General features: G+C 29.7%; 21 protein-coding genes. 3 read left to right on the forward strand and 18 right to left on the reverse strand.

The window, feature by feature from the left end; genetic code table 11:
• Window positions 1-70 precede the first annotated feature (70 nt).
• The 16 genes from Q1A15_RS08025 to Q1A15_RS08100 all read right to left on the reverse strand — a co-directional run bounded on the left by Q1A15_RS08025 (window position 71) and on the right by Q1A15_RS08100 (window position 10,725).
• A complete protein-coding gene (locus Q1A15_RS08025; protein ID WP_299621447.1) occupies window positions 71-412 on the reverse strand; it encodes a cyclic-phosphate processing receiver domain-containing protein in 342 nt (113 codons plus the stop codon).
• Window positions 409-774, reverse strand: coding sequence for a hypothetical protein (locus Q1A15_RS08030; RefSeq protein ID WP_299621450.1), 366 nt, complete (start codon window positions 772-774; stop codon window positions 409-411). The genes Q1A15_RS08025 and Q1A15_RS08030 overlap by 4 nt, the downstream gene beginning before the upstream one ends.
• 34 nt (window positions 775-808) lie before the next feature.
• Window positions 809-1,564, reverse strand: coding sequence for an imidazole glycerol phosphate synthase subunit HisF (hisF, locus tag Q1A15_RS08035; protein ID WP_299621453.1), 756 nt, complete (start codon window positions 1,562-1,564; stop codon window positions 809-811).
• 1 nt (window position 1,565) lies between these two features.
• Window positions 1,566-2,078, reverse strand: coding sequence for a DinB family protein (locus tag Q1A15_RS08040; protein ID WP_299621456.1), 513 nt, complete (start codon window positions 2,076-2,078; stop codon window positions 1,566-1,568).
• 4 nt (window positions 2,079-2,082) lie between these two features.
• Window positions 2,083-2,835 carry a 1-(5-phosphoribosyl)-5-[(5-phosphoribosylamino)methylideneamino]imidazole-4-carboxamide isomerase gene (gene hisA, locus Q1A15_RS08045; protein ID WP_299621459.1) on the reverse strand — a complete coding sequence of 251 codons (753 nt, stop codon included), beginning with the start codon at window positions 2,833-2,835 and terminating at the stop codon, window positions 2,083-2,085.
• Window positions 2,836-2,855: 20 nt separating this feature from the next.
• Window positions 2,856-3,269, reverse strand: coding sequence for an SMI1/KNR4 family protein (locus Q1A15_RS08050; RefSeq protein ID WP_299621462.1), 414 nt, complete (start codon window positions 3,267-3,269; stop codon window positions 2,856-2,858).
• 3 nt (window positions 3,270-3,272) lie between these two features.
• Complete coding sequence (locus Q1A15_RS08055) at window positions 3,273-3,449, reverse strand: hypothetical protein (RefSeq protein ID WP_299621465.1); 177 nt, start codon at window positions 3,447-3,449, stop codon at window positions 3,273-3,275.
• Window positions 3,450-3,725, reverse strand: a complete 276-nt coding sequence (locus tag Q1A15_RS08060; RefSeq protein ID WP_299621468.1) for a hypothetical protein — start codon at window positions 3,723-3,725, stop codon at window positions 3,450-3,452.
• An 11-nt stretch (window positions 3,726-3,736) separates the two neighbouring features.
• Entirely contained in the window at window positions 3,737-4,318 is a 582-nt protein-coding gene (hisH, locus tag Q1A15_RS08065; protein WP_299621470.1) for an imidazole glycerol phosphate synthase subunit HisH, read from the reverse strand.
• A gap of 5 nt (window positions 4,319-4,323) precedes the next feature.
• Complete coding sequence (locus Q1A15_RS08070) at window positions 4,324-4,770, reverse strand: hypothetical protein (RefSeq protein ID WP_299621472.1); 447 nt, start codon at window positions 4,768-4,770, stop codon at window positions 4,324-4,326.
• Between the two features lie 11 nt (window positions 4,771-4,781).
• Window positions 4,782-5,921 carry a bifunctional histidinol-phosphatase/imidazoleglycerol-phosphate dehydratase HisB gene (hisB, locus tag Q1A15_RS08075; protein ID WP_299621474.1) on the reverse strand — a complete coding sequence of 380 codons (1,140 nt, stop codon included), beginning with the start codon at window positions 5,919-5,921 and terminating at the stop codon, window positions 4,782-4,784.
• Window positions 5,922-5,997: 76 nt separating this feature from the next.
• Window positions 5,998-7,032: a histidinol-phosphate transaminase gene (gene hisC, locus Q1A15_RS08080; RefSeq protein WP_299621476.1), complete on the reverse strand. Its 1,035-nt coding sequence runs from the start codon at window positions 7,030-7,032 to the stop codon at window positions 5,998-6,000.
• Window positions 7,033-7,149: 117 nt separating this feature from the next.
• Window positions 7,150-8,436 carry a histidinol dehydrogenase gene (gene hisD / locus Q1A15_RS08085; RefSeq protein WP_299621478.1) on the reverse strand — a complete coding sequence of 429 codons (1,287 nt, stop codon included), beginning with the start codon at window positions 8,434-8,436 and terminating at the stop codon, window positions 7,150-7,152.
• Window positions 8,437-8,548: 112 nt separating this feature from the next.
• Complete coding sequence (hisG, locus tag Q1A15_RS08090; RefSeq protein WP_299621480.1) at window positions 8,549-9,406, reverse strand: ATP phosphoribosyltransferase; 858 nt, start codon at window positions 9,404-9,406, stop codon at window positions 8,549-8,551.
• 307 nt (window positions 9,407-9,713) lie between these two features.
• On the reverse strand, window positions 9,714-10,247 hold the full coding sequence (locus Q1A15_RS08095; RefSeq protein WP_299621482.1) for a hypothetical protein: 534 nt from the start codon (window positions 10,245-10,247) through the stop codon (window positions 9,714-9,716).
• A 304-nt stretch (window positions 10,248-10,551) separates the two neighbouring features.
• Window positions 10,552-10,725 (reverse strand): hypothetical protein, encoded by a 174-nt coding sequence (locus Q1A15_RS08100; RefSeq protein WP_299621484.1) that lies wholly within the window; start codon window positions 10,723-10,725, stop codon window positions 10,552-10,554.
• 172 nt (window positions 10,726-10,897) lie between these two features.
• Here Q1A15_RS08100 and Q1A15_RS08105 point away from each other — a divergent pair, with 172 nt between their 5' ends.
• Window positions 10,898-12,529 (forward strand): ABC-F family ATP-binding cassette domain-containing protein, encoded by a 1,632-nt coding sequence (locus Q1A15_RS08105; RefSeq protein WP_299621486.1) that lies wholly within the window; start codon window positions 10,898-10,900, stop codon window positions 12,527-12,529.
• Between the two features lie 120 nt (window positions 12,530-12,649).
• Here Q1A15_RS08105 and Q1A15_RS08110 read toward each other — a convergent pair whose 3' ends face one another.
• Together Q1A15_RS08110 and Q1A15_RS08115 are read right to left on the reverse strand one after the other, a co-directional pair.
• A complete protein-coding gene (locus tag Q1A15_RS08110; RefSeq protein ID WP_299621488.1) occupies window positions 12,650-14,047 on the reverse strand; it encodes an aminotransferase class V-fold PLP-dependent enzyme in 1,398 nt (465 codons plus the stop codon).
• An 8-nt stretch (window positions 14,048-14,055) separates the two neighbouring features.
• Complete coding sequence (locus tag Q1A15_RS08115) at window positions 14,056-14,643, reverse strand: cysteine dioxygenase family protein (protein ID WP_299621491.1); 588 nt, start codon at window positions 14,641-14,643, stop codon at window positions 14,056-14,058.
• Window positions 14,644-14,858: 215 nt separating this feature from the next.
• Here Q1A15_RS08115 and Q1A15_RS08120 point away from each other — a divergent pair, with 215 nt between their 5' ends.
• Window positions 14,859-16,391, forward strand: coding sequence for a sodium/proline symporter (locus tag Q1A15_RS08120; protein WP_299621494.1), 1,533 nt, complete (start codon window positions 14,859-14,861; stop codon window positions 16,389-16,391).
• A 632-nt stretch (window positions 16,392-17,023) separates the two neighbouring features.
• Entirely contained in the window at window positions 17,024-19,339 is a 2,316-nt protein-coding gene (locus tag Q1A15_RS08125; protein ID WP_299621497.1) for a hypothetical protein, read from the forward strand.
• Window positions 19,340-19,419 lie beyond the last annotated feature (80 nt).

Consider the following 19,419-nt stretch of genomic DNA (forward strand, 5'->3'; position numbering starts at 1 on the left):
TCAGGTCGAGCGTAGTCGAAACCTACTGATATATTAAAATACTACTTCTCGACTGCGCTCTAGTTGACATTTATTTTTTATTTAAAAACTCGATATAATTATTTAATAATCCTCTTATTTGTTCTGCTGCTACTGGATTTGCAGAATGTACTTTATATTTTAATTCTGATAAATCTAATCCAGATTCGTACACTAACCACTTTGCAGCAGCATATCCATCTAGAGCAACTTCACCATTTTCATCTAATCCAAGATCATTATCAAAACTGATAAAATCAGGTAATCCGTTTTCTTTTATGTAAGTAACAAAGGCTTCGTAAGTTCTTACAATATCATAGTTTTTTTCTTCTGATGCACCGTAAACCATGTCTATGGTTCTAATATCATCTAGAAATAATTTTTTCTTTTTCATTTTCTGTTCCTCTTGTATACTTTCACTTTTTCTTTTGCTTTTAAGTATTCTTCGGACTTAATATAATCTAACTTTTCTTTCAATAACGCTTTTTCTAACTTTCCTAAACCAGAAACTATTTTCTTTTCTAAAGAATTGATAATATCTCTTTCTAAATCTGATCGTTGTTCTATTAATTCATTATTGAAGTATAATCTACCCGGTAATTCTTCAAAATCTTCTGGTATTTCAAAGATCATATTTTGAACAAAATGGACTTTAAAATTTTGTTCTTTATCATTTTTGCATGTTAAAGTAACAGAACCACCATCCATCCAAGTAGCAACATCTTTAATTATGATATTTGAATCAAAATCTATCATCAATTAAAAATCTGATTTAATTTTCTTTTTCATTTTAAATTCGAACTGGAATATTCTGATTTTGTAATTCCTGTTTTAACTCAGGAATTGGAATTTCTCCGAAGTGAAAAACACTAGCTGCTAATGCTGCATCTGATTTTCCTTCTATAAACGTATCTACAAAATGTTGAACAGAACCTGCACCTCCAGAAGCAATAATTGGAATATTTAACTCTTCTGATAATTTCGCTAAGGCTTTATTAGCAAAACCTGCTTTAGTTCCGTCGTTATCCATAGAAGTGAATAAGATTTCTCCTGCACCTCTTTCTTCTACTTCTTTAGCCCAATCGAAAAGATTTAATTCTGTAGGAATTGTTCCTCCTGCTAAATGTACTTTCCATTCTCCATCAATCTGTTTAGCATCTATGGCTACAACTACACATTGACTTCCGAATTTTTGAGATAATTCATTTACCAGTTCTGGTCTTTTTACTGCTGATGAATTGATAGAAACTTTATCTGCGCCGCATTTTAACAATGCATCTACATGTTCTACAGAAGAAATTCCTCCACCAACTGTAAATGGAATATTTACTTGTGCGGCAACTTTTTCTACCATATCTAAAGTAGTTCCTCTGTTTTCTAACGTAGCTGCAATATCTAAAAACACCAATTCGTCGGCTCCTATTTCTGCATATTGTTTAGCCAATACAACCGGATCACCAGCGTCTATTAAATTAACGAAATTGACACCTTTTACAGTTCTTCCGTTTTTTATATCTAAACAAGGAATAATTCTTTTTGTTAACATGTTACTGTTTATTTTTTACTGTTAAATCGATACCATCGTAAAATCCAAGATCTTTATTTTTTAATTGCTTAATCCAAAATGCAATTTGACCAGTGTGATAAGAATAATGTTCTGTAACATGAATTACTATTCCTATTCCTGAAAAATTAAAACCTTGCACTTCTCTTTTTCTTAAATATTCTTCTTGAGAAGTTTCTAAAATAATACGTTTTGCTTCTTGTACTGTTGCCGAAAGTTTACTTAATAATTCTGCTTTAGTATATCCTTCTTCTGTTGAAAATTCTATATCTCTATTTCTTTGATCTTCTTTATTCCCTAGAGAAGCAATGGCATACTGAGTTATATTTCCACAAAGGTGTAAAATCAAATTACCAATACTATTTGATGATTGATTAAAACGTTTCCACACATCTTCTTCGGAAATTAAAGCCAGAGATTTCATGTTCATTCTTGAACTTTCGTCAAGTCTAAAAATGATTTGCTCTTTGAATTCATTAAGTAATTCTTCATTCATAACATTAACTATTTGAAACTATAAAATTTTCTAATTCTTTTAAACTAATTCTATTCTCGTAAATGGCTTTACCAATAATTACTCCTTCACAACCTAACTCAGCTAATTTTGGTAGCTCATCGAAATTAGAAATTCCTCCAGAAGCGATAAGATTTAGTTTAGCTCTCGACTCCGCTCGATCTGATAAAATCTCTTCGTACGTTCCGAAACTTGGACCTTGTAACATTCCATCTTTAGAAATATCTGTACAAATCACATAACTGATTCCTTTTTCTTGATATCCTTGAATGAAAGGTAATAAAGCTAAATTACTTTCTTCTTGCCAACCACTTATTGCAATTTTCCCTCCAGTATCATCTGGATAAAAATCGGCACCCAAAATGATTTTATCTGATCCGTATTTTTGAATCCAACTTTCAAAAACTTCTGGTTTCTTTACGGCAATACTTCCTCCTGTAATTTGATTTGCTCCCGATTCAAAAGCTATATTTAAATCCTCATCAGATTTTAACCCGCCTCCAAAATCAATTTTTAAAGAAGTTTTAGTCGCAATCTGCTCTAAAACTTTGTAGTTGATTATTCTACTAGCTTTAGCTCCATCTAAATCTACTACGTGTAAATATTCGATTCCTGCATCTTGAAATTCCTTAGCAACTTCAACAGGACTTTCATTATATATTTTTTTTGTATCGTAATCGCCTTTTGTTAAACGGACACATTTTCCGTCTATAATATCTATGGCTGGTATGATTCTCATTTTGTTAGTTGTTCTTTGGTTTAGTAAACTTTATCTGTGTTATTTATAATTTCTAATAAACTTTGTTCAAATGTTAAAGCTACTTTAGTATTTATATAATTTTCTAAAGAGTAGTTAATATAAACATGTCCATCAGACTTTCTAAATGCTATTTGATGTGAATTGATTAAATAATCAGAAAATGGAATAAACTCTGCATTTTTTGATGCTTTAAATTCTTCTTCAATTCTTTCTATTGAATAGATAGTAAACATATTATCATCCATATCGAAATCTGAAAAACCATTTATTGCTTTATAAAACTCCTTGAAGGAATTAGGAAAAATAAATTTCAGCTTTTTTTCAAGAGTATTAATGTTAGCAACTTCTATACCTTTATTAAGCTTTATTCCAGATTTTTTATAATGACTAATAATCTTATTTATCTCAAACATGATTTAAAACTGTTTTACTACTTCTCTAATTTTATCAATTAAAAAATTGGTCTCTTCTAAATGATGTTTTTCTAGTCTTTTGTAACGTTCTTCCCAAGATAGAGATTGATCATCTACATACTTTTTAACTTTAATCCATTTATATGTTTCTAAAATGATTTGTTTCTCTTCTTGTGTCATTTATTTAATTATAAAGGTTATTAAAACGAATAATACTATTAAAATAGGATAACCTGTAATTGAAAAATAATATTGATAATCTTTCTCTTCTTTATACTTAATTGATGCAATAGTTAATCCAATACCTGTTAGAAATAGTATATCTGCTATAATTGATAAAACCAAGATATTTAAACTATGCGTAAAAAAAGGTAAAAAAGCCACACATATATTGATAATAATGATATACAATAACAGTTTAAAAGCCCACTTTTTATAATTCGTTGTATTTTCCATTTTATTTTAAATTATAACGCTAAAAAGTTCTTTAAAATCTTTTCTCCTTCTACTCCACTTTTCTCTGGGTGAAACTGAGTTCCGTAGAAATTATCTTTATGTAAAGCCGTTGCATATTTTACTCCGTATTCTGTAGAAGCTATAGCATATTCACAATCTTCAGCATAAAAACTATGCACTAAATACATATATTCATCTTCTTTGATGTCTTTGAATAATTCAGACTTTAAATCTGTTACCGTGTTCCATCCCATTTGTGGAACTTTAACTTCATTAGAAAAACGTTTGATATCGACATCGAAAATACCTAGACCTTTTGTATTTCCTTCTTCTGAAGAATTACACATTAACTGCATTCCTAAACAAATTCCTAAAACAGGCTGTTTTAAAGTTGGAATCACTTTATCTAATCCGCTTTCTCTTAGTTTTTGCATTGCAGAACTTGCTTCACCTACACCTGGGAAAATCACCTTATCTGCATTCTGAATTTCTGCTACGTTATTGGTTAACACAGCATCTACTCCCAAACGCTTAAAAGCAAATTGAATACTTTTTATATTTCCTGCTCCGTAATCTATGATTACTAGTTTCATGTTTACTATTTTTTTATTTTATTTAAGAACTCTTCATATGTGTCTTCAGGAGGAGTTTCATATGTTATATACCCAATATTTGTTTCTAAAAACTCTTGCATTTCTTCCAGACATTTTTCAGGCTTTCTATTTGACTTAATCTCATTCATATCCCTAGAAATCCCAAAAATCATACAGCCATCTTCTGTATAGAAAAGCATTCCGTGAGCATTCGGATTTTTATTATCAGAATTAGACCAATAAATAGCCTGTGCATAATTTTTATGTAACTCTAAAAAATCCATTAAATCTTCTACTCTATGGAATGTTTGAATAGGTTTTTTTGAAAATTGAGGGATTAAATATTCATCACTACTTTCCTTTCTATTTGGTAAAAAATAATTTAAGAATTTTAATCCATCTTTTTTTGATCTATTCTTTTTTATCACATAAATATCTGCATAATATGCCATATTTTAGAGTCTTATAACATTCCTTTTGTAGAAGGTAAAAACATTTTATTCGCATCGCGCTTAACAGCCATTTTCATTGCCTTAGCAAAGGCTTTAAAAATACCTTCTATTTTGTGATGTTCGTTTACACCTTCTGCTTTAATATTTAAATTACATTTCGCTCCGTCTGTAAATGATTTAAACAAGTGGAAAAACATTTCTGTTGGCATATCACCTATTTTCTCACGCTTAAACTCTGCATCCCATTCTAACCAGTTTCTTCCTCCAAAGTCAACAGCAACTTGCGCTAAACAATCGTCCATTGGCAAACAGAAACCGTAACGCTCTATACCTAATTTACTTCCTAAAGCTTTATTGAATAATTCTCCGAAAGCAATCATGGTATCTTCGATAGTATGATGTTCATCTACTTCTAAATCTCCATCTACTTTGATTGTTAAATCCATTGCTCCATGACGACCGATTTGATCTAACATGTGATCGAAAAACTTTAATCCTGTATCAATATCATTCTTACCAGAACCATCTAAATTCAGTTTGATATAAATTTTAGTTTCGTTCGTATTTCTTGTAATCTCTGTAACACGATCTTCTAACTTTAAAAACTCGTAAATTTCCTTCCAATCTGTACTTGTTAAAGCAATACTATTAAAAATTTCTTGTTTCGAAGCTTCGATTTCTTCTACTCCTAATTCTGGATTCTCAGATAAGTAAATTCCCTTTGCTCCTAAGTTTTTTGCTAACTCCATATCTGTAATACGATCACCTAACACAAAAGAATTTTCTAAATCATATTCTTCAGAAAAATAATGTGTTAATAATCCGGTTCTTGGCTTACGAGTCGGTGCATTTTCATGAGCAAAAGTTTTATCAATTACTACTTCAGAAAATACAACTCCTTCTCTTTCAAAAGCTGTAATCACTTTATTTTGTGCAGGCCAAAATGTATCTTCAGGAAAAGAATCTGTTCCTAATCCATCTTGATTTGTTACCATTACCAATTCGTAATCTAACTCTTCAGCTATTTTAGCCATGTAACGAAATACTTTCGGATAAAACTCTAATTTTTCTAAACTATCTAATTGATAATCGATTGGTGGTTCTATTACTAAAGTTCCGTCTCTATCTATAAATAATACTTTTTTGCTCACTTTATTTTCGTTTTAAAATGTCTGGTCGAGCGGAGTCGAGACCTCAATAACTTCTCGACTCCGCTCGAAGTGACAGCTAACTTAATTCTTTTAATGATTCGATTAATCTCTCGTTTTCCTCAGGTGTTCCTACCGTGATTCTAATACAGTTATTAACTACTTTATTGCGGTTTCTAATGATTACCTTTTCTTCGATTAAATAATCATACGTTTTATCCGCATTATCTACATTTACTAATAAAAAGTTAGCATCTGTAGGGTAAATTTTATTTACAATCTTTAATGCTGCTAATTTCTCTCTTAAATTTTCTCGTTCTTCTAAGATTACTTTAATGTTAGCTTGTACTAATTCATAAGCGTTTAATGATTCTAAAACAGCTTCTTGATTTAAAACACTTACATTATATGGCGGTTTTACACGTTTGTATAAATCCATTAATTTTTCATTCATATAAGCTGCTCCAACGCGAACTCCTGCTAATCCCCAAGCTTTACTGAATGTCTGACTAACAATTAAGTTTTCGTAATCGTTAATTTTACTAACAAATGATGCTTGTTCGCTAAAATCGATATACGCTTCATCTATAATAACAATACCATCAAAATTATCTAGAATGTATTCTACATCTCCTATATTGAAAGAATTTCCTGTAGGATTGTTCGGTGAACACACAAAAATAATTTTCACTTTCGGATCATCTAAATACGGTTGTAATTGATTTAAATTGATCTGATAATCATTAATTAATGGCTGTTTAATTAATTCTACATTATTGATTCCTGCAGAAACATCGTACATTCCGTAAGTTGGTGAGAATGTTAATGCTTTATCAACACCTGGTTTACAAAAGATTCTGTAAGCTAAATCGATAATTTCATCGCTTCCGTTTCCTATGAAAACTTGACTCGCTTCAACGTTTTTGATTTTCGCTAACTTTTGCTTGATTTCTCTTTGGTGTGGATCTGGGTAACGATTTAATGTTCCGTAAGGATTTTCATTCGCATCTAAAAATACATCTGCAGCTCCTTTAAATTCGTCTCTTGCTGATGAATATGGTGTTAGATTTAAAATGTTTTCTCTAACTATATTTTTTAAATTGATTGTTTTCATTATTCACTTGATATGTCAGATCGAGCGGAGTCGAGATCTTAATAACCTCTCGACTTACTACGTAAGTTATCTTCATCAAAAATATTATTTTGATTCGATAATGCTCGAGGTGACAATTTAACTTTTAATAGAATTTAATCGTAACGTTACTGCATTTTTGTGCGCTTGCAAACCTTCTGCTTCCGCCATTAATTCAATCGCATTACCAATGTTATTTATTCCTTCTTTAGATAACTTTTGAAATGTAATTTTCTTTACAAAACTGTCTAACGAAACTCCACTATAATTCTTCGCATAACCGTAAGTTGGTAATGTGTGATTTGTTCCTGAAGCATAATCTCCAGCACTTTCACAACTATAATTTCCTAAGAAAACAGAACCTGCGTTAGTTATTTTATCAATGAAATCATCAGCTTTTTCTGAAGCAATGATTAAGTGTTCTGGTGCATATTCATTACTAAACTCGATACAAGTATTCATATCAGAAAAATATAATGACCTACTATTTTCTAAAGCTTTTTGAGCAATTTCATTTCTTGGTAATGCTGCTAATTGCTTTTCTACTTCTTTGTTCACTTCTGAAATTACAGTCTCACTGTCTGATAATAAAATCACTTGACTATCTACTCCGTGTTCAGCTTGCGATAATAAATCTGCTGCAACAAAACTAGGATTACAAGTTTCGTCTGCTATGACTAACACTTCACTTGGTCCGGCTGGCATATCAATAGCAACTCCTGATTGTTGTGCTAATTCTTTCGCTTTGGTAACGTATTGATTTCCTGGTCCAAAAATTTTATATACTTGTGGAATAGTTTCTGTTCCGTAAGTCATAGCTCCAACTGCTTGTGCTCCTCCAACTTTAAAAATTCGAGTTACACCAACTAAATTTGCAGTGTATAAAATAGCTGGATTAACCTTTCCTTCTTTGTTTGGTGGCGTACATAACACAATTTCTTTACAACCTGCAACTTTAGCAGGAATTGCTAACATTAAAATTGTTGAAAATAACGGTGCTGTTCCACCAGGAATGTATAAACCAACTTTTTCAATTCCAACAGATTTTCTCCAACATTCTACACCTTTGGTAGTTTCTATTTTTTGTGGAGCTTCATTCTGAGATTCGTGAAACTTTTCAATATTATTTTTCGCTAAAACAATTGCTTGTTTTAAATCTTCAGATACTTCATTTGCTGCAGCTTTAATTTCTTCTTGAGTTACAGTTAAAGAAGTTAACTTTACTCCATCAAAACGTTCAGCATATTTGAATAAAGCTGCATCTTTATTTTCTTTTACATCTTCCAGAATATTAGTAACGGCTTCATCTAATGTAGATTTATCAAACTGTGCTCTTTTACACAAGTCTAGCCACTCTTTCTGATCTGGATTATTATATAATTTCATCTTTGTGATATATTTTATGTCATTGCGATTGGAACGCAGTGCAAAGAAGCAATCTACTAGTATTAAAGAGATTCTTTCAGTCGCACAACTCCTTCAGAATGACGGTAAATTTTTATTGTACCATGTTTTCGATCGGACAAACTAGAATTCCTTCAGCTCCTGCTTCACGTAATTCATCAATTACATCCCAGAAATCGTTTTTATTAATTACTGAGTGTACAGAACTCCATCCTTCTTGTGCTAATGGTAAAATAGTAGGACTACGCATTCCTGGTAAAATCTTAGTAATTGTTTCTAACTTATCGTTCGGTGCATTTAATAACACGTACTTATTCTCTCTACCTTTTAAAACTGATTGTAATCTGAACTGTATTTTCTTTAAAATTGCTTCATTCTCATCAGATAGTTTTGGCGACTTTACTAAAACAGCTTCCGATTTTAATAAAACTTCAATCTCTTTTAAATTGTTTTTGAATAATGTACTTCCACTCGATACAATATCACAAATTGCATCTGCTAAACCAATATTTGGTGCAATTTCTACAGATCCGTTAATAATGTGTAAATTAGCTGTAATTCCCTCTTTTTCTAGGAACTTTTCTACAGTTTTTGGATACGAAGTAGCAATACGTTTTCCTGCTAATTCTTTTAAACTTGAAATGTTTGATGTTTTTGGAACAGCGATAGAAACTTTACATTTCGAAAAACCTAATTTTTCAACTACTTCGATACTTTCTCCTTTCTCAACAATTAAGTTTTCTCCAATAATAGCAATGTCTACAACGCCATCTCTTAAGTATTGTGGAATATCACCATTACGTAAAAAGAAAACCTCTAAAGGGAAATTTCTAGCTGAAGCTTTTAATTGATCTTTTCCATTGTCAATAGAAATACCAATTGCTTTTAAAAGTTTAAGGGATTCTTCGTTTAATCTACCTGATTTTTGAACTGCTAATCTTAATTTACTCATTTTTTAAGTTTGTGTTGTTGTTTGAGTAAATCTTTAGATTTTAAATAGTTTATAAAACTAAAAAATCCGCTTGACTTACTCAAACGGATTTTAAATTTTATGATTGTTAATTACATACATATCATTATCAATTCGCCTGAGTGCAAATGTGATGATGATGATGATGTAATTGAATAAATGTCATTGTAATTGTTTTACGGGTGCAAATGTATGAGATATTTTAGTTATCCTCCAAATAAAATCTCAAATATTTAAATTTTAAACAAATACTTGTTTTATTACTTCTATTTTAACAAAAAAATCATCTTTACAAATTAACACAAATATCATCAGGGATATACGTAAACACCTTTTTTAAGTTTAATATTTTAGTTAGGTATATTCTAAAATGATAACTTCCTTCTCTCTTTTTACCCTTAATTTTATTCGGTACTGGTTTTTCCATTTCAAATAAAACACATGATAATGCTGGATAATTATTTACAAAATCATCTTTATCAATTTTAGTAAGCTTTCCTGATTCAATTTCACCATCTTTTATTCCTTTTTCAAATATGAAAATCATATCATCATACATTATAATTGCTAAATATAATCTTGAAGGTATTTCTGCATCGAATGTTTCAACTAAATTCCCTTTAATATCATTGTCAATTTTTAAATGAGAAAGGAACTCTTTTCTTGCTTCATTTATAAAACGACCTTCATTATTCTTAAATCGTTTATTCTTTAAAAGAGAAGTAAACTTACTCTCTATAGTTAGCACTAATTCTGAATTTTGTGCAATTATGTCGTTACTTACTAATATGATAATCAAGAATGTGATAATATATTTAAGCATTTGTATCATAGCTTTTACTTTTTCTAAAATTAAACTTTTAGAAGAACAAACGTAAAAATTTTAAATAAACCCATTGTATTCCTTAATCGATAATTACCAAAATCATTATTTTCACGCAATTATAAAAACACTATGAAATCAGTAGGTCAATTAACGGTTGAGTTTGATGGAAGTGCCTTATTTAGCTATATTTTTTTAGTGATTAACGAAAATGATAAAATGAGTGAACTGTATTTTGGGTTATGTAAGCGTCTTTTCATAACTAAAACAAAAAAAGCGAGTTTAACTCGCTTTTGTATTATTTTTAAATTGCTTTTAAACCACAAGCATCTCCTTGGCAAAAGAAGTTTTCTGGAGTAAGAAATTGTCCTCCATAACGTACCCAACAGTCATATGGAGTACAACGATATCCTCCTTTGATAGACTTTTGTTCAGATTTGTCTAAGTGCTTTCCTAATTTTGAAATGTTTTTAATCATATTAAATTAATTTGAGGTTATTAAAAAGATAACAATATGTCATCTCTCACAAATTAACAAAAATGTGTTTAATAATGTTAACCATTTTTTAAATGAATTCATTTTTATTTTTAATCGTTATATCTGCTTATCACAAATTAGTATTTTCGCAGCTTAATAATACGAAGTCCATATGATATCAGTAGATCAATTAACGGTTGAGTTTAACGGAAGTGCCTTATTTAGCGATGTTTCTTTTGTGATTAATGAAAATGATAAAATTGCTTTAATGGGAAAAAATGGAGCAGGAAAATCTACAATGATGAAGATTATTGCCGGATTAACTTCTCCAACAAAAGGTGGAGTTCGTTGTTCTAAAGACACAGTGATCGCTTACCTTCCTCAGCATTTACTAATTGAAGATAATTGTACTGTAAAAGAAGAAGCTTCAAAAGCATTTAAATCAGTTTTTGATATGAAAGCTGAAATGGATGATTTAAACAAGCAATTAGAAACGCGTACCGATTACGAATCTGAAGCGTATATGAAAATTATAGAACGTGTTTCTGATTTAGGTGAGAAATACTATGCTTTAGAAGAAATTAATTATGAAGCTGAAGTTGAAAAAGCTTTAAAAGGTTTAGGTTTTAAACCTGAAGATTTCGACAGGGCAACTTCTGAATTTAGTGGTGGTTGGCGTATGCGTATTGAATTGGCTAAAATCTTATTACAAAAACCAGATTTAATTCTACTAGATGAGCCTACAAACCACGTTGATATTGAATCTGTAATTTGGCTAGAAAACTTCTTATTAAACAAAGCAAAAGCTGTTGTTGTTATTTCTCACGACAAAGCGTTTATTGATAATATTACCAATCGTACCATAGAAGTTACGATGGGAACAATTCACGATTATAAAGCGAATTATTCACATTATTTAGAGTTACGAAAAGAACGTAGAGCACATCAATTAAAAGCTTACGAAGAACAACAAAAATTTATTTCAGAAACCAAAGCATTTATAGAGCGATTTAAAGGAACGTATTCTAAAACCAACCAAGTAGCTTCTCGTGAGCGAATGTTAGAAAAATTAGTTCCTGTAGAAATTGATGAAGTAGATACTTCTGCATTAAAATTACGCTTTCCTCCTTCTCCAAGATCTGGTGATTATCCGGTTAAAGTTAGTGAACTGACAAAAGCTTATGGAGATCATGTGGTATTTAAAGAAGCTAGTTTTGCTATTGCTCGTGGTGAAAAAGTATCTTTTGTGGGTAGAAATGGTGAAGGAAAATCGACCATGATTAAAGCTATTATGGGAGAAATTGATTTTGAAGGTGAAGGTGGATTAGGACATAATGCTAAAGTTGGGTATTTCGCTCAGAATCAAGCTTCGTTATTAGATCCTGAATTGACGATTTTCCAAACGGTTGATGAAGTTGCAGAAGGTGATATTCGTACACAGATTAAGAATATTTTAGGTCGTTTTATGTTTAGTGGAGACGATTTAGAAAAGAAAGTAAAAGTACTTTCTGGTGGTGAAAGAACGCGTTTGGCGATGGTAAAATTATTATTGGAGCCAGTGAACTTATTAATTTTAGATGAGCCTACGAATCACTTAGATTTAAAATCGAAAGATGTGATTAAAGAAGCCTTATTAGATTACGATGGTACTTTAATTTTGGTTTCTCACGATCGTGATTTCTTACAAGGTTTATCTCAGAAAGTTTTTGAATTTAAAGATCAACGTGTGATTGAGCATTTTGAAACTATTGATGCTTTCTTAGAACGTAATAATATTAAAGCATTAAAAGAGATTGATTTATAAAAATCAATCTCTTTTCTTTTTTTTATAGGCTAAACTACCATCAGACAATATAAATACATCTTTACAGATGTTCTTTTATTTCAAAATAAAGAATCTTTATTTAACTGGTTGAAGCGTGGTTTATGTATTTAGTGCTGATGTAGTTTTTAATACTGATGTATTAGCTACAAAGTTTTCTAGAACTTTGAAAAAATTCAAAATATCATTTTTACTATTAGTTGCATTAATTGTCACAAATCTTACAAAAGTATCTTCATTAAACGAGCCAAAACCAACAACAGTTTCTTGATTTTCATATAAGGCAGTACATAAAGCAACGGGATCTACATCCTTGTAATTAAAACAAACAGAAATAGAATCGTCATAACTGTACAACGTGTAGTCAGGATTGTTTTTAATATAATCAACTGCAACTTTGGCCAATTCTAATTGTTTATCTACAATTTGTTCTAACCCATTTGTTCCTATAGATTTCCAAAGTGTCCAAAACTTTAAAGCATCATTTCTTCTTCCACATTGAAAAGAAGTTTTCCCTAAGTTAAAATCATCACCATCTGTTTGATACAAATAACTCGCATCATTACTAAAAGAATTGTGTAAATGTTTTTTATCATTTACTAAAAGAATAGAACATGTTAAAGGAGTTCCTAACATTTTATGAGCATTGTAGCTAAAAGAATTAGATCTTTCTACTCCTTTTATAAGGTGTTTGTATTTTTCACTAAACATAACACTTCCACAATAAGCTCCATCTACATGCAGCCAGATATCGTACTTTTCAGTAATATCTGCAATTTTATCAATAGGATCAAAAGCACCTAAAACTGTAGTTCCTGCAGTTGCATTTACGTATGTTGGAATACCGCCATTTTTAATATCTTCTTTAATTTGTTCTTCTAGCTTTTCAGGAATCATTTTTCCTTCGCTATCAACTTCTATATATCGAATATTATTTCTACCAATTCCTGCAAAACTTGCATTTTTAGCATTAGAGTAATGAGATTCAATAGATGTGTAAATAATTAAAGGTTTTCTCATTCCATCAAAACGACATGAAGGATCTTTTGCATCGCGCCCCATAACTAAGGCCATATAATTACTCATAGATCCTCCTGTTGGGAAAGTTCCGTTACTATTCGAACCATAACCAATTAAATTACAAGATTTTCTAATAATTTCTTGTTCTATACCTACCTGAGGACCTGCAACTTTATATGTATACATGCTGTTATTTAATAAAACAGCCAATAAATCTCCCAAAACAGCTTTGGGTTGTCTTCCTCCAAAAAGTTGATTGAAAAATAAACTAGTTGCAGTTTTTGGTGTGGAAACTAACACATCTTGTAATAACGATTTAAAATCATCATCAACCATTGCAGTATCACGTAAAGATAAATCAATAGTCTCATATAATTGATTTGCTTCTATTCTTTCCGCAACAGGATTCTGCTGTTCTTCATTCAATAAAACTTCTGCAAGTTCATTGAATAACTTTAAATCATTTTTTATTGTAGACATATACTATTTTATTTTTTTATATAATTTGCAACTGTGTCGTAATTCATCTCCTTACTTACAAACTTCTTTAAATCTTCATTAAAAATATTGCATTTTCGTATAGGTTTTGCATATAAATGAAGGGTTATGCTTCTGTTTGGGGATATATTTTCTAAACTATGAAATCCCATAAAGTCTTTCATATAAGTAACTTGATTCGCTTTTGATTTTGATGACCTTATTGCTATCAACTCATCATTCTCATTCTTTTTATAAATTACTTCTTCCAATTCACCCTCTATAACTTTCACCCAACATTCTTGACCACCATGATCGTGAATAGGCGTTTTATGACCTTTACACCAGCAAATTAAGATTAATTCAAACTTTTCATTGTTTATTATGCAATTTCTCGTGTAGCAATCCTCAGACCATGAAGTATATTTTTCTATGTCCTTGGGGTTAATATTAATTGAGCGTATTATGTGATTTATAGTCGTCCTCTCTTCCTCTGAAAGAGCTGTTACTAAATCATCTAAAGTTTGAAGTTCCTTCTGAGAAGGTTTTTGATTTTGATTCAAATCTTTTGTTTTTTTAGGGTTGATTTGCAAATCCAAGAACGTTTCCTTGCCCTATTTATATTGATAAGTGTCGCAAATCAAGATTCGCATAAAAATAATAAAATTGAGCATTTTTAAAGTCTTTTTTTAGTTAAAACATTAAAAACACTTAAAAATTCATTAAATTTTATCTATTTTGAAGATCGTTAAAAAATCGTATTTTCTTCTTTTTTAGAAACTCATCAACATAAAATCAAAAAAACAAATTCATTATGGTAGACCAAAATTTAGTAATTAAAATAGCTGTACTGGCTGTTTATGTTGGAATTCTGTTTCTAATTGGAATTTTAGCTTCTCGCAAAATAAAAGGAATGAGTGATTACTATGTTGGTGGAAAAAAAATGGGATTTTGGGCGGTTGCTTTTTCGGCTAGAGCCACAGGTGAATCTGGTTGGTTATTAATTGGATTAACAGGAATGGGAGCTATAGCTGGATATTCTGCTTATTGGGTTGTACTAGGAGAATTGTTGGGGGTTTTTATTTCTTGGCAATTTATGGCAAAACGTTTCAAAAAAAGGTCAGATGCATTTGGTGCCATCACAATTCCAGATTATTTGCAAAGTCATTTTAAAACATCTACACATACGTTGAGGATAATTGCAGCTTCTGTTTTGGTTGTCTTTATTGTTATTTATGTAGCTTCTCAAATAGATGTAACAGGTGTAGCTTTTGAATCTATGCTTGGCATTAATTATAAACTAGGAGCTTTAATTGGTTTTTTCATTGTGCTTGCTTATATCTTTTTTGGCGGATTTGTTGCTGCAGTTTGGTCAGACTTTTTTCAAGGATTGTTGATGTTCTTCGGTTTAGTATTACTTCCTATCGTTGTTTGGTTTTCTATGGATCAAGGTGCTGGAATTACCGCTGGACTGAATGCTATAGATCCTACCTTGACCAATATTATGGGTAGAAGTTCTGACGGTTGGATGAACCTTTTTACTATTCTTGGGTTTTCTATGATTGGTCTTGGTTTCTTAGGTTCACCTCAAGTTTATGTACGATTCATGTCGATTAAAAACAAAAAAGAAATTGATAAAGGAAAATGGGTTGCTTGTATTTTTACTTTGTTAACAGATACCGCCGCTGTGACTATAGGAATTTTGGCGCGTATTTATTTTACAACGAATGGACAAGATCCAGAGGCAGTTTTAGGAAATAATGGAGAAGATGTTTTAAGTATGATTACAGAATCGTTTTTACCAACAGTTTTAGTTGCTCTTTTTATCGCTATTGTTTTATCAGCGATTATGTCTACAATTGATTCTTTATTAATATTGGCTTCAAGTGCCATTACTCGCGATTTTTATCAAAAAATATTTAGACCCGATATTAAAGATGAAAACCTTACTAAGTTCTCTAGAACATCTACAATAATTATGGCTTTTTCTGCTTTAGTTATTGCTTTAATTATGAACTACGTTTCTCCTGATCGACAAATATTCTGGGTTATCATATTTGGTTGGTCTGGAATTGCCGCCACTTTTTGTCCTGTAATTATCCTTACACTTTTCTGGAAAGGATATTCGGAAAAAGGAGCTATTGCTTCAATGATTTCTGGATTTGTAGCCGTAATGTTATTTAATTTTGTTTTTAAAGAAATTGAAACTATTGGTGCATATTTTGTTGCTGTTGATGTATTGTTTCCTTCTTTCTTAGTGTCTATGCTTGTAGGTTTTCTTGTTTCAAAACTATATCCTCCAAGGAAAGAAGCTTTAGAAATGATTGAACAAATTGACAATGAATAAGGTTTCTTTGAAACCAATATACAGATTGCTTCGCTACATTAAATTTCGCTCGCAATGACGATAAAAAAAGTATTTCTAACCTAACATCATTACGAATCTTTCTACTGTCGCTCAAGACAAGCTTTGCTAAATAGAATTTTCTTTTTAATAAACTATTTTTTTACATCAATACTAAGGATAAAACCAATAAACAGATTGCTTCTCTGCATTAAATTTCGCTCTCAATGACAATAAAAAGGTATTTCTAATTTAACGTCATTACGAATGAACCCAGAGAAATTTCGAATGGGTGAAATGAAGTAATCTTCTAGTTTATTTTTCTACAAAAACAAAAAAGAGTGTTTTTCCCCTTTCTCATTTCTTTACGGGTATCCTTTTGTTTTTAATGTAGACTTTCTTTTTATTTGGCAACTAGAAAATGAAAAAGCAATAGACAAACCCTCCTATTCCTTTATTTTTTCTGATTTATAGATAAAATTCTAACTACTTAAAAAAACAAATTAGACTCAATAGATGATAATCTCAATTATAAAAAATCTAAATTCGTCTAACTAAAAAATTAGTATCAAAAAGTTAGATTCTTATAAATTTTATTCAAAAAAATATATCACTTGTAACAAACTACTTTAAATATGTCTGAACTTTCTTTTAATACAAAACTTGTTGAATCTCTAAATGATAAAGAATTAAATGAAATAGCTCTTTACTTTATAACTGAAATAGAAGGTAATAAAGGAATATCTATAGTTGATGGGACAAATGATTCAGGTGTAGATTTAATAGCTAGAGATTATGAAAAAATTAATTATCAATATCAAGCTACCACTACTAAAGAATCTAGATTTCTAAATAAGTTAAAATCAGATTTACAGAAAGCAGAAAAAAATGTAAAGGATAAAAATATGCCTAGCAAGGTTCTCTATTTTTATTCCAAAAAAATTACTCAACAAAAAAAGGTAGAATATCGTAAATTGGCAACTACAAATTATTCTTTGAAACTAAATATTTACTCAGCTGAAGATATAGCTTCTGAAGCAATGATTACTTCTGAACTTAAAAAGTTACTTCTTGACAAGAATAAAATATCAGAATCTGATTTTCAAAATAATAAATTTAATAATGTAAACTCCAGAACTTATTATGATTTAATGACTATAGGAACTTCAAATGACATTAAATTTAACATCATTAAATCCTACGTAATAAATCTTCTTTTCAAACAAGGTGAAACCAGCAAAGTTGGAGTTTTAAAGGCTATAAATTTGAATTTTGAATCAACAATCGGTGAGCATTATTATGATGTTTTTTTAAAAAAGTTACAAACTAAAAATTATATAAAAATTAATAACTCTTTTTTAAAAATAAGTGATTCGGAAAATAAAAGAATTAGCGAATTACATCAAACTCTAAATGAACATGAATCTCATCTTAGGAAGTCTGTAACTAATATTCTATGTCAGTATAATATAGAAAATAAAATAGATGAGATCCTTAAACAAATATTTTCATTAAGTGAATCTCGTTATTCGGATACTTATAATGAACTTATTGAAAGAAAGTCAGATTTTAAAAGTTTTGAAAAAAAAGTAAATCATTTTAAATCTTATTTAGAAACTATTGTTGATGAAGAAAAATACAATATTGATGCATTGATAGAATCATTATCTGAAATTATTGATAATAACGAATTAATATCTATAATAGCTTCAGGTTCTGCTTATACAAAAGTAAACTCTCTTGATAATTTACAAGATTACATTCAACAACATCACAACAATAAAAGTATTTTCATTGACACTAATGTATTAGTTTTTTTAGTTCTTAACTCTTACAATATAGATTTTAAATATGATAACCCTAGGTATAAAATCATTAATCAATTTTTTAAGTTTTCTTATGCAAAGTCATTAGATTTGAAAACGATATATCAATACGTTATTGAAACTTCTAATTTATTTAAATATGCATATAAACTTATCCCATTAACAGAAGGAAAACATAAATATTTAATAAGTGAAACTAATAATGCTATATATAAGTTTTATATCCATCTACATGATAATGATTTATTAGAAAACTCAGAAGATTTTAAAACATTTCTTAAAAGATTTGGTATCACTAAGCAAGCATACAATCATACAAGTGGGATAGAAAAACAAATCATTGGTATACTAGAACATCTTAAAATAAATGTTGAAAACTTACCAAGTTATGATATATCTAAAACACAACATCTAATCGCTGAAAATTCTCAAGAGAATAAATCCTTAAAAGCTATTACGAATGATAGTAAAATGTTTGAGAGATTAGCTGATAACAATATTGAAATAAATCCTATTGAACCTATTTTTTGTACTTGGGATTTTTCGTTAATCTCTATAAGAAAAAAATATTTTGAAGTAAATAAAGGTTGTACCCAATGGTTCATGTATACACCTTCAAGATTAATCGAGCACTTTTCAATGATGAATCTTAATGTAGGTTACGGATCCTTAACAAATGAAGTACTTTTAATACTCGAGAATGACATTTCGTTTAACAGTAAAACAAAATCACTAATAGATAATATTTTAACATTTATTGACTCAGAGGATAAAATAGGTTTAAAATATTATGAGAAATTTAATGAAATAAAAAGTAAAGAAATATCTCAAATTGATGAAGTTGCTTCAGAAAAGAATGAGTTATTTATAAAAGACGAAAAAAAACAATCTATAATAATATCTAAAATTGATATTTTACTAAGTGAATTCTTTGAAAAACAAAACGAGAATAAAAATCTTTTAGAACAGTTTTTTAAAGACGATAAGTATATAGAAAAATTTGTAGATGTTCTTTTTGAAAATATTAGTTATTTAACTAAATATAAAAAAATAAATGATGATTACCACATCAATATGAGTAATTTACTTGAAGAGTTTGGGAAAGAGCAAGAATCACACAAATAATTGTTTGTTTTTTTTATTATCTATTCTACAAGTATCAATTTTTAATCATAAAAATAAACATACAACTTTTAATTTTACAC

Origin of the sequence: uncultured Tenacibaculum sp., assembly GCF_947495995.1 — a bacterium.
In the GTDB taxonomy this organism is placed as follows: domain Bacteria; phylum Bacteroidota; class Bacteroidia; order Flavobacteriales; family Flavobacteriaceae; genus Polaribacter.